This is a genomic window from Candidatus Eremiobacteraceae bacterium (assembly GCA_035710745.1).
In the GTDB taxonomy this organism is placed as follows: domain Bacteria; phylum Vulcanimicrobiota; class Vulcanimicrobiia; order Eremiobacterales; family Eremiobacteraceae; genus JANWLL01.
Map to the genome: position 1 here is coordinate 1 of DASTCX010000030.1, position 14,106 is coordinate 14,106.

The 14,106-nt window shown below is 65.6% G+C and carries 12 protein-coding genes; 2 read left to right on the forward strand and 10 right to left on the reverse strand.

From position 1 onward, the window contains the following. Nucleotides 1-341: 341 nt before the first annotated feature. Genes thiL through cmk form a run of 10 tightly spaced genes read right to left on the reverse strand, consistent with a single transcriptional unit; the run spans nt 342 to nt 11,081 of the window. Nucleotides 342-1,346, reverse strand: coding sequence for a thiamine-phosphate kinase (gene thiL / locus VFO25_11425; GenBank protein ID HET9343511.1), 1,005 nt, complete (start codon nt 1,344-1,346; stop codon nt 342-344). Continuing rightward, the gene (gene rpe, locus VFO25_11430) at nt 1,334-2,020 is read right to left on the reverse strand and encodes a ribulose-phosphate 3-epimerase (protein HET9343512.1); all 687 of its coding nucleotides are present in this window, start codon (nt 2,018-2,020) and stop codon (nt 1,334-1,336) included. The genes thiL and rpe overlap by 13 nt, the downstream gene beginning before the upstream one ends. Nucleotides 2,021-2,055: 35 nt before the next feature. After that, nucleotides 2,056-3,105: a PASTA domain-containing protein gene (locus VFO25_11435; GenBank protein ID HET9343513.1), complete on the reverse strand. Its 1,050-nt coding sequence runs from the start codon at nt 3,103-3,105 to the stop codon at nt 2,056-2,058. A gap of 50 nt (nt 3,106-3,155) precedes the next feature. Continuing rightward, nucleotides 3,156-3,917, reverse strand: a complete 762-nt coding sequence (locus tag VFO25_11440; protein ID HET9343514.1) for a YebC/PmpR family DNA-binding transcriptional regulator — start codon at nt 3,915-3,917, stop codon at nt 3,156-3,158. Between the two features lie 25 nt (nt 3,918-3,942). Further along, complete coding sequence (locus VFO25_11445) at nt 3,943-4,671, reverse strand: glycosyltransferase family 2 protein (GenBank protein ID HET9343515.1); 729 nt, start codon at nt 4,669-4,671, stop codon at nt 3,943-3,945. Next, nucleotides 4,662-7,913 (reverse strand): phospholipid carrier-dependent glycosyltransferase, encoded by a 3,252-nt coding sequence (locus VFO25_11450; GenBank protein HET9343516.1) that lies wholly within the window; start codon nt 7,911-7,913, stop codon nt 4,662-4,664. Before VFO25_11450 ends, VFO25_11445 begins: the two co-directional genes overlap by 10 nt. A 39-nt stretch (nt 7,914-7,952) precedes the next feature. After that, nucleotides 7,953-8,978, reverse strand: a complete 1,026-nt coding sequence (locus VFO25_11455; GenBank protein HET9343517.1) for a polyprenyl synthetase family protein — start codon at nt 8,976-8,978, stop codon at nt 7,953-7,955. Further along, nucleotides 8,945-9,856, reverse strand: a complete 912-nt coding sequence (gene ispH / locus VFO25_11460) for a 4-hydroxy-3-methylbut-2-enyl diphosphate reductase (protein ID HET9343518.1) — start codon at nt 9,854-9,856, stop codon at nt 8,945-8,947. The genes VFO25_11455 and ispH overlap by 34 nt, the downstream gene beginning before the upstream one ends. Beyond that, entirely contained in the window at nt 9,808-10,401 is a 594-nt protein-coding gene (locus VFO25_11465) for a lysophospholipid acyltransferase family protein (GenBank protein ID HET9343519.1), read from the reverse strand. Before VFO25_11465 ends, ispH begins: the two co-directional genes overlap by 49 nt. Further along, nucleotides 10,398-11,081: a (d)CMP kinase gene (cmk, locus tag VFO25_11470; protein ID HET9343520.1), complete on the reverse strand. Its 684-nt coding sequence runs from the start codon at nt 11,079-11,081 to the stop codon at nt 10,398-10,400. The genes VFO25_11465 and cmk overlap by 4 nt, the downstream gene beginning before the upstream one ends. Before the next feature lie 58 nt (nt 11,082-11,139). Between cmk and radA the strand changes: the two genes are divergently transcribed. After that, the gene (gene radA, locus VFO25_11475; GenBank protein HET9343521.1) at nt 11,140-12,510 is read left to right on the forward strand and encodes a DNA repair protein RadA; all 1,371 of its coding nucleotides are present in this window, start codon (nt 11,140-11,142) and stop codon (nt 12,508-12,510) included. A gap of 43 nt (nt 12,511-12,553) precedes the next feature. Beyond that, the gene (gene hutH / locus VFO25_11480) at nt 12,554-14,086 is read left to right on the forward strand and encodes a histidine ammonia-lyase (GenBank protein HET9343522.1); all 1,533 of its coding nucleotides are present in this window, start codon (nt 12,554-12,556) and stop codon (nt 14,084-14,086) included. Nucleotides 14,087-14,106 lie beyond the last annotated feature (20 nt).

Consider the following 14,106-nt stretch of genomic DNA (forward strand, 5'->3'; position numbering starts at 1 on the left):
CGAGTTCGTGGTACAATACATGAAGAGCCCTCCTGAAGGCGGTTGCTAAGCACAAACACCTTTCAGGAAGGCTCTCGCTTTACCCTAATTTTACGTGTAGCGAAGGTCCGTAGACACTACACTTTAGCTCGACCGCCGCGGTTTTTCCTAGGGGAGATGTAGCGGTCGAGCTTCAGCTCGACCGATGACGACTTCGCACTGGCAAGACCGCGGCGGTCGACCGTAAAGGTCGACCGCTCCATGACCCCGCGCACTTAGCAAGGCCGCGGCGGTCGAGATAAATCTCGACCGCTACATCTTTTGGCCGCGGCGGTCGAGATAAATCTCGACCGCTACATTTCTTAGTCGTGCAGCCGCTTGAAGTGGTCGTAGCCGCCCGGTTCGAGCGGTTCGCGCTTTCCGTTTCGATCGAGCCACACGTCGCCCTGACCCGGCTCGAACCGGCCGATGGCGCGCAGCGGCCTGCCGGCGCGCGATTTGAACGAACGCGCGACGTGGTCGAAGGCGCGCTTGTCGATCGACGCGATCAATTCGTAATCGTCGCCGCCGTTGAGGATGAGATCGAGTGCTTCGCCGCCGGCATCGCGCAGCGCCGGATGGACGTAGAGCGCGTCCCCCTCGATGACCGCATCGACCTTCGACGCTCTCGCCATCCGGCGCACATCGGTCGACAGACCGTCCGAGATATCCATGAGCGCGTGAACCGCGCGGCGCGATCCGAGGAAGACGCCTTCGTCGATGCGCGGCTGCGGACGTTCGTACGCATCGATCGCATCTTTGGCCCGGTCGCGTCCAGTGGGAGAATCGAGGGCGCGCAACCCGGCGGCGGCCAAGCCGAGCGCGCCGGTCACCGCGATGACATCGCCTGCTTTCGCGCCGGAACGCAGCCGCATCGACGTCTTCCGCACCTCGCCGATGACGGTGACGCCGATCGTCAACGCAGGAGTTCGCACGATGTCGCCGCCGGCGATCGCGCAATGGGTCGCACGCGCAAGCTCGTTCATGCCTTCGTAGAATGAGCGATACCACGCTTCGTCGAGTTCTGCCGTCACGCCGAGCGCGATCACGGCGAGCACGGGTCGGCCGCCCATAGCGGCGATATCGGAAAGGCTCTTCGCGAGCGCTTTGCGACCGATGAGCGCCGCGCTTGAATCCCGCGTCCGGAAGTGGACGTCGTCGACGATCATGTCCGTCGTCACGAGCGCGAGGTGGTGCGGGTTCGGCTTCCACGCGGCCGCATCGTCGCCGATGCCGACGCGAAGCGGCCGGCTCGGCGCGCCGCATGCCGCGGCGATCATCGCGATGAGCGAGTCTTCGCGCAGCGGCGGTGGCGCTATCGAGCGCACGACACGCGAACGCGTCCGATCGTCGCGTCCGGCGCAGGGGTGCTGAAGATGCCGGCGCCCATGACGAGCACGTCGGCGCCCGCCGCCGCGACCGAGGCGGCATTCTCCTCGTGAACGCCGCCGTCGACTTCGAGCTCGACGTGAAGGTGCCGGTCGGCGATCATCTTCCGCGCCGCTGCGACCTTCGGGGTCGACGACTCGATGTAGCGTTGCCCGCCAAAGCCCGGGTTGACGCTCATGACGAGCAGCAGATCGAGGTACGGCAGGATCTCGTCGAGGATGACGAGCGGGGTCGCCGGGTTGATAGCGAGACCCGCCTTCGCGCCCGCTTCCTTTATCTGGTGGATGAGGCGGTGCGCGTGGACGGTCGCTTCCCAGTGGACCGTGATGATGTCGGCTCCGGCCTTTGCGAACGCTTCGACGTAGCGCTCCGGCTCGACGATCATGAGGTGCGTGTCGAACGGCAGCTTCGTCAGGCGGCGCATGTCGCTGATGATCTTCGGGCCCCACGTGATGTTCGGAACGAAGCGGCCGTCCATGACGTCGATGTGCAGGTAGTCGGCGCCGCCGCGCTCGACGAGCGCGATCTGGTCGGCGATGCGTGCGAAGTCCGCCGAAAGAAGAGACGGCGCGATCTTGATCCGCCGCGCGCGGCCGTCACCCGATTGCGTCATGCGCACCCGTTCTCGGGCGACCTGATGACGCCCCGCTAGAGCGGCGTTGAATTGACGAGCTGATCGCCGACGTACGTCTGCAGCGTCGCCGTGCCGGTCACGGTGATGTCGAACGAGATCGTCGTGCCGCCGCGCGTGTTCTGATCGAAGAGCGTCCGCGAGCCGGTAGCGTCAACGATGACGACCCGGGTGCGGACCGGCGTAGGCGACTCGGGCAGCGCGACCGACACGCGCAGACCGCGCGCGGTCGGCGACGGCGCCGGTGACGGCGGCTGCGATCCGACGGTCGGCGACGTTTGTCCGGGCTGCGATGCACCGGGCGACGGGAACAACCCCGGCGACGGGATCGGCGTCGGCAGCGCGCCGCCGCTCACTTGGAGCGTTATCGTCTCGTTCGGCCGCATCTGTTGTCCAGCCGGCGGGTCTTGCGCGACGATGATGCCCTTCGGCGGTGCGCTCGGCGCGATCGGCAGCAGCACCGCCGGCTCGAGCTTGACGTTCGCCTCTTTCGCTGCTGCCGGCGCGTTGCTGATCGGCATCCCGACGAAATTCGGCGCGTACGCGACCGGTTGGCCTTTTGCGATGACGAGATCGACTTTCGTCCCCGCCGTCACTTGCGACAGCGCCTCGGGCTGTTGCGACAGCACGGTCGCCTCCGGCACGCCGGCGTCGTATTGCGAGCCGACGCTGCCGACGTCGAGGTGCGCGTTCTCGAGGGCGACGGTTGCATCCCGGACCGACATGTTCGCGACGTTCGGAACGCGCGCCAGCGGCTCGCCGTCGGACAGGACGACGTCGATGACCCGCCCTTCGCGGACGTGCTCACCGGCCGCGGGGAGCTGGCCGACGACATCGTCTTTCGGCGCGTGGTAGTCGGGTTTGCGCGCGACGACGTGGAGCGACAGGTGCGACTTCGCGGCGACGGTTTGAGCGCTAGCGTAGCGGATGCCGATGAAGCTCGGAACCGAGACCGACGCGCCGGCGGGCGAAAGCATGCGCATCGCTTGCGCGGCGATCCAGATGAGCGCGATGACCGCGAGAAGGCCGAGGCCCGGGAGGACGAGCGCGGACCAGCGGATCCGCAACGGTGGTCGTCGCTCCTCCCGCTTGCGCCGTTTCGGCGCGTGAGAATCCCTCACGCGAGCGTTTCGAGCACGGCGTCCGGAATCTCCGCGTTCGAGTACACGTGCGTGACGTCTTCGTGTTCTTCGAGCGCGTCGAGCAGCTTGAGGACGGTCGCCGCGTCCGCGGGCGAAACGTCGACCTTCGTCTTCGCGACGAGTTCGACGGCGGCCGAGTCGACGGTCTTGCCGCGCGGGGCGAGCACGTCGCGCTCGACCTTTTCCCGTGCCGCGCCGAGCGCTCGCGGGTCTGTCAGGATCTCCGCGACCTCGCCGTCGACGCGCACGTCGACGACGCCGTCGACGTCGGCAAGCGCGAGCAGGTCCTCGTCGCTGATGCCCTCAGCGGGTATCTTCACGACGCCGCGTTCGTCGAACATCCAGGCGACGCAGCCGCTCTCGCCGAGGTTGCCGGCGTTGCGCGAGAACACGTACCGCATCTCACCCGCGGTCCGATGGCGGTTGTCGGTCACGGCGTCGACGATGACCGCGACGCCGCCTGGACCGTAGCCTTCGTAGCGGATCTCCTCGAGCGCGGCGCCCTTCTCGGCGCCAGTCGCACGCGCGATGGCACGTTTGATGTTCTCCATCGGCATGTTGTACTCGCGCGCTTTCGCGACCGCCATCTTGAGCCGGAAATTCGCATCCGGATCGGGCGATCCGGACTTGGCCGCGACGATGATCTCTTTCGACAGCTTGGTGAAGAGCTGGCCGCGCTGCGCGTCGACCTTGCCCTTCTTCAGCTTGATGTTATGCCATTTGGAATGTCCAGACATATGCGCGGTACGTTCGCCGCTGGAGTCAAGAACCTTGGAGGGGGATGCCGAGGCGCAGCCGGACGATATCGCGGATCGTCTTGAGGATGACGGCGACTCCGGCGCCTTTCGAGTAGCCGGTCGTCCGAGGATAGTGGTGAACGCCGCGCTCCGAGATCCGGACGCCGGCGCGGCGCAGCTTGATGAGCAGCTCAGAACTGACGAAGGCGCCGTTCGATTCGAGCGACACCTTCGAGAGCGCGTCGCGGCGGAAGAGCTTGAACGCGCAGTCGATGTCGCGGACTCGCAGGCCGAAGACGGCTCGGACGATGAGGTTGTACGTCTTGGCGATGAAAAGGCGATGGGGCGGATCGTTGCGCTTGATGCGATAGCCGACGACGACCGGCGCTTCGGGCAGCGCGGCGAGCAGCGCCGGCAGTTCGTTCAGATCGAACTGGCCGTCCGCGTCGGAGAAGAACACGAGGTCGTTGCGCGCCGTCGCGAAGCCCGTTCGAAGCGCTGCGCCGTAGCCTCGATTGCGATCGTGTTTTTCGAGCCGGACATGCGGGTCGTTCGCCGCGAGTCTCTCGACGACGCCTGCCGTTCCGTCGCGGCTTCCGTCGTCGACGACGACGACTTCGAAGTCGTCCGCGACGGCGGAGCCCGCGCGAACCGCGCCGCGGACGGTCTGCTCGATGATCGCTTCTTCGTTGTAGGCGGGGAAGAAGATCGTCAGCGCTTGGACGCGCGCGGGTGTTTCGGACGTCAGATCCATCCGTGCACGATCGGCCCCTGGATCCACATGCGCGATTCCCATGCCTGCCACGGTATGGGCGTGCCGTTCCATATCGGCAGGAAGTAGAAGAACAGCCCGATGCACAGCAGCACGTACGCGCCGATGCCGGCCGCGGCCCAGTTCCTCGTCGTCGGCCCCGCTTCGGAGGCTCTGCGCCAGATGTTCAGCATGACGTACGTCGAGCACAGACAGATGACGGCGAGGTTCGGGAAGAAATTGTAGAGGAAGTCGATGCGCGGCGAAAGCGACCACGGCAGCCACTGCGCCAGGTACGCGATGATGAGCAAAGCGATCCCTTTATGCCGCTCGCGCCACGCGAGGTACGCGGCCCACGGCACCGTGATGATGCCGGCCCACCACACGCCCGGATTCGCGATGCTCACGATCTCTCCGACGATTTGATCGGGCGGCTTGCCGGTGCCGGGATCGTAGTAGTAGGAGACGGGCCGCAGCTCCAGCGGCCACGTCCACCATCTCGAGCTGTAGATATGCGTCGCCGTGAGCGTCGCGTGGTAGTGGTACATCTGGTACTGGAGCGACAACAGTCCGGAAAAACCGCCCTGGTTGATCATCGCGGTTCCAGTCGAAATCGCACCCGTCCAGTTCGGCAAGTACGTGAGCACGTAGAAGACGAGCACGACCGCGATCGTCGTCGACAGATAGAGCGGCAGCCGCGACCCGAGCGGGTTGCCCCAAGCGAACCGCACCGGCTCGGAGCCCGCCGCTTTCGGCGTACGCTTGCGCGCGGCGAAGAATTGTTGAAGGTAAACGGCAGCCATGATCGCCCAGAGCGCCGCAAGCGCGAAAAGCCCATCCCATTTGCTCGAGATGAAGCATGCGAGCGACAGCGCGCTCAGCGCAAGCCATAAGCCCCAACGCTGGCGTTCTTTGACCTGCTGCCCGCCGACGGTCCCTTCGATGGTGCCGTCCGAACGCCAGACGACGCGATCCGCTCCATCCACGAATTCGACGCCGCTTTGCTGCCAGGTGACCTTGGTCGTACCGTCGACGATCGACGACGACTTCAACGGTTTTGACTCGCCGCTCGCGAACTGGACGTTTTGGCCATCCGTCATCGAGCCGTCCGGGTAGACCACGCCCGTCTTCTTGACGCGCGCCCGCCGATAGCGGCTTGACCATATCGCGACCGCGGTCGAGAACGTCACGACCGCTATCGCGTACGGGATGAATGTCTGGTTCCAGTGCTGGCCGTTGTAGACCGCGACTTCGGCGTAGATAAGGATGATGAGCGCGAGGACGACGCCAAAAGCAGCCAGGCCCGTCTCGAGGCGCGGATATCGCGGCGCTTCATCGACTGCGACGACCTGCGAGGCTATCCAATAGCGATAGAAACAATAGAGCGTCAGCAGTGCGAAGAACGCGACCGATATCTCGGGCGTCGCGATGCGCGACTGCACGTAGTAGTATCCGCTCGCCACGAGCAGCACGACCGATATGACCGCGCCCGCCGTCGAGGCGAAGAGCCGCTTCGCGAACGCGTAGATGAGCGGGATCCACAGCGTGCCCATGATGCAGTTCGCCATTCGCGCGCCGAACGGGTCGACGAACTTGCCGTGCGGCGGTCCGAACAGCCATGCCCCGAAGGCGACGATGAGCTTGGTGAGCGGCGGATGCGTCCATTCGTAGAGGCTCTGGCCGTGCAGATATTCCTGCGCGGCGCGAGCGTAGTAGATCTCGTCGAAGATGCGCGCCGGCGGGAACGTCACGTTCCAGAACAAGAGGATGCCGGTGCCGATCGTCAGCACGGCGGCGATCGCGACGTCGCGCGGTGTCCACCCCGCGAGCCCTTCGAACGGATTCGGACCTCGCCGGCGGCGCACTTGAACCGCGCTTTCCTCTTCTGAGGCTCCGCCGAACGCGGCGAGCCGCGCATTCGCCCAGACGCCGACCTCGTCGATGAGGAACGAGCCCGCGACGAGCACGAGCATCGCGAAATTGATGAACGAGATCGGATGGACGAGATATGGGTTGAGGTCTTGGCTCGGCGACGCGAGGTATTGGAGCGCGTAGAACAGGTTATAGCTGAACGTCGCGGATAGGACGACCGTCGCGAGACGGAGCACGGGGCTCGCGTTCCATAGGAGCGGCACGATCGCGAGCGCGGTGAAGAGGTAGCGCTCGTGCTGACGCGTGACGACCATGAAGAAGCCGAGCGCGACGACGAAGCATGCGGTGTAGAAAGTCAGCTCGCGGCCGTCGTCGTCTTTCGTCTCGCCGAGCGTGCGCCAAAGCCGCCACCCGACGGCGCAGAGCAGCGCGATGAAAATGCCCATGCCCCACGCGTATTGCGGACCGAGATCGAGCCCGAAGAATTGTATCGGCTGGTCGTCCGGCTGATAGAAATCGCGGTTGATCGAGTAGAGATTGAGCGCGTTGACCGAGTTGTACGGATAGACCGTGATGCCCGCGTGGTAGCGGTCGTAGAGCCACGAGATGACGCCGACCGGATCGGAGACGGGCGCGAACGGCAGCGACCCGAAGAAGGCGACGGCAAAACCGATGACCGGGATCAGCGCGAGACGCCATGTGAGACCCTGCATCCGGATCTGCCAGATGAGGAACAGCGGCGCGACGACGAGCGGCTGCGGTTTGATGAGCACAGCGAAGGCGATCATAAGCCACGCGAACTCGAAGCGCTTCGTCACCGCGAGATAGATCGCCCAGACGAGGAACACCGCTGCGACCGAGTCCGCCTGACCCCAGTATGCCGAGACGAGCCACGACGCTGGGTTCAGCGAGAAGACCGCCATCGCGACGATCGCGCCGGCGACCGGCCACGAGCGTCGCGCGATGAGATAGACGAGGTAGCCGATGAAGAGATCGCAGATGACGCCGGGCAGCTTGACGAAGACGCGCATCGCTTCGCCGCTGAAATCGCTGTACTGTGCCGTCGCATGGTAGATGAGGCCGACTATCCACAGGATGAGCATATAGCCGGGCGGATAGTCGACGAAGCCGGCGTTGGCATAGAACGCCTTCGGGCCGTCTTGCGCGAGCGTATGCATCCACGCTTCGAAGGTCGCGACGTCGGTATAGTGACCTGGTGCGGGGAGCAAGATCGCGCGGATGATGAGCGCGAGCAGCGTGACGAAAAGGACCGCAAGGATCTCCTTGCGGGCTAGCGGCAGGCCGCGAGACGGTTTGTCTTCGGCTACGGCATCGGTCGACGTGGCAACGGATGATTGCGGGCGTCTAGACACGCCGCTCTCCGTTCTCTCGACGCTCGCGTCGTCCCCTTTTCAAGGCTCGTGAAGCTCCGCGCGTGAGCTTTCGATGAACGATTCGAGCGGGGTGAGCCCGGCGGCTCGGGCGAGCGCGCGAGCGAAACAATCCGAAGCCGCGGCGACTGCCGCCTCGCGCGCGCCTGCCGATTCGAGCAGCGATCGCAACGATTCGACGGACGCAGAATCGAGCGTCGCGCCCGGCTTCGAGTACGTCTCGACCACAGCTCGCCCCGCACCGCTCGGATCGCGCTCGATGGCCCAGACGATCGGATAGGTCTTCTTCCGCCGCGCGAGGTCGCCATCGGCGGACTTGCCGGTGGCGAGCGAGTCGCCCCACGTGCCGATCACATCGTCTTGGATCTGGAATGCGATGCCGAAGAGCCTGCCCACGTCCGTGCAGCGCTCGATGAGCGCCGCGTCGCCGAACGCGCTTCTCGCGCCGAGCGATCCGCAGCACGCGAACAGCGCCGCCGTTTTTCCACCGATCATCTCGACGTAGGAGTCGACGGTCGCGCGCTCGACGCGCTCGAAGGCGAGATCGAGCGATTGGCCTTCGCACATGCGCAAGTTCGCGGTCGCCAGGTCCATGGACATCGCGAAAGCGACCCGTTCGTCGAGCGGCGGCGTCGCGGATGCGAGCGCGAGCTGCGCCATCGCGCCGATCGCGTCGCCGGCATTGACGCCATGAGGCAGACCAAAAGCGGACCAGACGGTCTCGCGTCCGTGCCGCATGCGGTCGCCGTCTTCGATGTCGTCGTGGACGAGCGAATAGTTGTGGAGCAGCTCGACGGCGATGCCCGCCGGCAAAGCGCGCTCGAGCGAGCCTCCGCACGACTGGGCCGCGGCGATCGTCAGACGCGGCCGGAGGCGTTTGCCGCGGCGAGCAGGCGTGCCGGGCACGTAGCCGAGATGGTGGGCGATCTGCGCGTAGACGGGAACGACGTTCGACGCGCGCTCGAAGAACGCGCGGAGCCGGTCCTCGAATGTGTCGAGCGGATTCAGTGCGCTCAGGCTTCGACCAGCTCGGCCGAGGGGAACCAATCCTGGAGCTGCGCGACGACTTCGTCCGTCAAGAAACCGGGCGTCGAAGCGCCGGTCGCGATCCCCACGCGCTGCGTCTCTGCGAACCACTCGCGCTTCAGATCGGCCGCGTTCTCGATGAGATGGGGGGTAGCACCTTCGGCTTTCGCTATCTCGGCGAGGTGTCGCGTATTCGCCGACTTCGTGCCGCCGATGACGACCATCGTGTCGACTTCGCGTGCGAGATCGCGCGAGGATTCCTGGCGTCCCTGCGTATCGGAGCAGATCGTGTTGTAGACACGCACTTCGTAGTTGATCGCGGCGATACGCCCGACGAGCTCCTTGAACTTGTCGCCGTTGAGCGTGCTCTGCGAAACGACGGCGATGCGGCGCAGCCGGCGGATCTGCGTCTCATCTTCGGGCCACTCGTTGAGGACGAGGCAGCCAGGCGCATGTCCGGCGATGCCGCGCACTTCGGGATGATTCGGGTCGCCGAGGATGATGACGCTGCGGCCTTCCGCCGCAAGCTTCGCGGCGAGGCGCTGCGTGCGCGTCACCATCGGACACGTCGCATCGGCGACGCGCAAACCTTTTGCTTCTGCATGGGCGATGACTTGAGGCGGCAAGCCGTGGGCCCGGACGAAGAGAGTGCCCGCGTCGATGTCGTCGAGCGACTCGACGTTCTTGAGCCCCTTATCGTCGAGTTCTTTGACGATGAGCGGGTTGTGGACGATGTTCCCCATCGTGTAGACGTCGTCGCGCTCGGTCGTCTCCGCGAGCGCCTTCTTATACGTCAGCTCGACGCCGAAACAGAACCCTTGGGTGCGTGCCTTGACGATTTCCATATTCTTCAGCTTGCGGCGAGTCGCTCGATGCGCTGCGAGAGATCGGCGGTCCATCGCTCGATTTCCGCTTTCGTCGCTTTTCGTTCGCTTCCCTGGAGCACGATCGGCTCACCGATGCGCACTTCGACTTTGCTCGCTCGCAACCGCCGCACCGCGAACTGCGTGTTAACGAGCGCGACAGGCACGATCGGGCAATGCGCTGTCGCCGCGAGCAGCACCGCACCGCCGCGCGCTTGCGCCTCGCCGGCGAGATTGCGCGTGCCCTCCGGGAAGATGCCGACGACGTCGCCGCGTTTGAGGATGCGCAGCGCTTGTCGTATGGCGGCAACATCCGCGCGCTCGCGATCGACGGGAAACGCGTGCACAGCCCTGATGAGCGACCCGAGAACGAAGATCTTGAAAAGCTCTTGTTTGGCCATGAAGTGGATCGTCCGCGGAAACCACGTGCCGAGCAGCGGCGGATCGAGGTACGATCGATGATTCGCAGCGACGACGAGCCCGCCGTCGAGCGGAACGTTCTCCGTTCCCGTGACGTGTGCGTCGAAAGCGGTGCGAGTCAGCGGGCGCAACACGCTCTTCGTGAACGAGTAAAGGCTCACGCAGGCTGCGCCTTGCGGACGAGCGTTTCGAGCCTGTCGACGACTTGTTCGACGGTGAGCTCGGACGAATCGATGACGACAGCATCGGGCGCGATCACGAGCGGCGATGCCTTGCGCGTGCGGTCGCGCTCGTCGCGGCGCTCGATCTCGCCCTTGAGCGTCTCGCGGTCGATCGCGACGCCTTTGTCGAGAAGTTCGCGCAACCGCCGCTCGACGCGCGCATCGACCGACGCGGTGAGGAAGAACTTGAACGTCGCGTCCGGCAAGACGACCGATCCGATGTCTCGTCCTGCCATGATGACGTCGCGGCCCTCGGCGAAGGAGCGCTGGGCGCCGACGAGGTGCTTGCGGACGGCCGCGTTCGCTGCGATGGCGGAGACGGCTTGCGAAACGGTCGGCGAAAACAGTTCGTCGCCGAGCACGCGGCCGTCGATCCGAATGCGATAGCCGAGCGGCGTCTTCGCGTCGACGACGACCTTTGGATCGGCGATTTCGACCAGCGAAGCGACGGAGCGCTCATCCTCGGGCGAGATGCCGCGTTGGATCACCGCGAACGCGACGGCGCGATAGAGCGCGCCGGTGTCGAGAAACGCGCACGCCAAGCGTTGCGCGAGCAGACGCGCCACCGTGCTTTTCCCCGATGCGACCGGGCCGTCTATGGCGATGTGCAGCGGCGGCATAACAACAGGTTGCGTTCCCGTGGCGGGCTTGGCTGGTCCTGCCATCGAATGCGCGCGAATGCCGAAGACGCTCACCGTCTACTTCTGCGGCGCGTGCGGCCACGAATCGCCGCGATGGCTCGGCCGTTGCCCCGGCTGTGACGCATGGAACACGTTCGACGAAGCTCCGCGAGCTCCGAAAGGGCGATCTGCGCGTCGCGGCCGCCAGCTTTCGTCGGCTTTGGCCGCGCCAGGCGCGACGCCGACCCGGCTTTCCGACGTCGATGGACGACCTGCGCGACGTATCGCGACCGGACTCGCCGATCTCGACGAAGTGCTCGGCGGCGGCATCGTGGCCGGCAGCGTCATTTTGCTCGCGGGAACTCCAGGCATCGGGAAATCGACGCTTGCGCTGCGGCTCCTCGACTGCTTGAGCCGCGATCTTCCCGTGTTGTATTGCTCCGCCGAAGAGTCGGCGGCGCAGATCAAGTCGCATGCCGCGCGCCTAGAGGCGTCGAGTGACATCATGCTCGTCGCGTCGACCGATGCGGCCGAGATCATCGCGGCGATAGGAGCTTCGAGGCCTGCGCTCGTCGTCGTCGATTCCGTCCAGACGATCGCGCTCGCCGAGGTCGAAGGGTCGCCCGGATCTCCGTCGCAAGTCCGCGAGTGCGCGCTCGCGATCACGCGCCACGCGAAAGAAACCGGCTGTGCTGTCGTGCTCGTCGGACACGTCACCAAAGACGGCGCGATCGCCGGCCCGAAGGTCCTCGAGCACATCGTCGACGTCGTTCTCTACTTCGAAGGCGAGCGGCTCGGTCCGCATCGTGTCTTGCGCGCGACGAAGAACAGGTTCGGGGCGACCGACGCGGTGTGCGTCTTTGCGATGGACGAGGGCGGCTTGAGCGAGGTCCGCGATCCTTCGCAGCTGTTTCTCGGCGAACGCGCCGCGGTCTCCGGCTCGGCCGTCACCGCGACGCTTCACGGGGTGCGCCCCATGCTCGTCGAGGTCCAAGCGCTCGTGTCGTCTGCGGGCTACGGCACGCCTCGGCGCTTGGTGAGCGGCCTCGACTACAACCGCGCGTGCATGATCGTCGCCGTGCTCGAGCGCCGGTGCGGCATGCGGCTGGCCGACCAAGACGTGTATATCAGCGTCGCGGGCGGCTTGCGTGTCGTCGATCCGGCCGCCGACTTGGGGATGGCGCTAGCGATCGCGTCGGCGTTTCGGAATCGGGCCGTTCGAGAGGATCTCGCGTGCTTCGGCGAGATCGGCCTCGCCGGCGAAGTCCGGGCCGTCACCGGCGCAGTCCGGCGCGCAAACGAGGCCGCGAAGCTCGGCTTTCGGCGGCCCGTAGTGCCCGCTGCGTCGAGCGCCGCGTTGACTTCTAGTGGATGCTCGTTCGTCTCGGTCAGAACTGTGACGGAGGCCATCGCGGCCGCATTCGACTAAACGCGTAGGCGGAGACCGCGTTTTCGCGGCGAAGGCGCGCGTAATGGTGGCCGTCGCTCCCGTCGAAATAGACGGAACCAATCTCACGCTTCCGCTCGTCTGGGCGGTGGCGTGCGACGCTAGGCCGGTCGCGCTCGCGGCATCGGTGCGCGAAAAGGTACGGGCTGCGCGCGATCTCGTCGAGCAGACCGTCTCGCGTGCGGACGCTGTCTACGGCGTCACGACGGGCTTCGGCAAGTTGAAGAACGTCCGCATCCCTCCGGAAGACGCAAAGGCGCTGCAGCTCAATCTCGTCCGTAGCCATGCGAGCGGCGTCGGCGATCCGCTGCCGGTCGACGCGACGCGCGCGAGCGTGCTGCTTCGCGCGCACTCGCTCGCGTACGGCAACTCCGGCGTGCGGATCGAGATCATCGAAGGTCTGCTCGCGCTGCTCGATCGCGGCGTGACGCCGGTGATCCCTTCGCAGGGCTCGGTCGGCGCGTCGGGCGACTTGGCGCCGCTCGCGCACATGGCGCTCGTACTCGTCGGCGAAGGCGAGGCCTCCTTCGATGGCGTGCGCATGCCGAGCGCCGATGCGTTGCGCCGGGCGGGAATCGCGCCGCTGACGTTGTCGTTCAAGGAGGGCCTTTCGCTCATCAACGGCACGCAGGTGATGACCGCGATCGGCGCGCTAGCACTGGTTCGCGCCGAAACTCTGTGCAAAGCGGCCGATATCGCTGCGGCGATGAGCCTCGAGGCATTCCTCGGCAGCGAGGCGGCGTTCGACGAGCGGCTGAGCGCGTTGCGTCGCCATGCCGGGCAAGCGCAGGTGTCAGCGAACATCCGGCATCTGCTTCGCGATTCCGCGGTGATGGACTCGCACGAGGGGTGCGATCGCGTACAAGACCCGTACTCGTTTCGCTGCACCGCGGTCGTCCACGGTGCCGTACGCGACACGTTGCGCTTCGTCCGCGGCATCGTTGAAGTCGAGATGAATTCGGTGACCGACAACCCGATCGTCTTCCCCGAAGACGGCGACTTCATCAGCGGCGGCAATTTCCACGGCGAACCAATCGCGCTCGCGATGGACTACCTTTCGATCGCGCTGTCAGAGCTCGGCTCGATCTCCGAGCGGCGCAACTACAAGCTGCTCGACGGGCTCGAAGGACTGCCGCCGTTCCTCACCGAGCATCACGGGCTGAACAGCGGCTTCATGCTCGCGCAGTACACCGCCGCGGCGCTCGTTTCCGAGAACAAGACGCTCGCGCATCCGGCGTCGGTCGACTCGATCCCGACATCGGCCGGCCAAGAAGATCATGTGAGCATGGGGACGATTTCGGCGCGTCATTGCGAGCAAGTGCTCACCAACGTCGAGACGGTGATCGCGATCGAGCTGCTCGAGGCCGCGCAGGCGCTCGATTTCCGCCGGCCGCTTTCGTTCGGCCGCGGCACGGCGATCGCGCATCGCGTGATCCGCGAACGGATCGCGCATCTCGAAACGGATCGCCAATTGAGCATCGATATGGCCGCCGCGCGTGAGCTCGTAGCTAACGGCTCGATCGTGCGCGCGGTCGAAGCGGAGCTCGGATCGCTGTGAGCATTACCGAATTTCTTGAA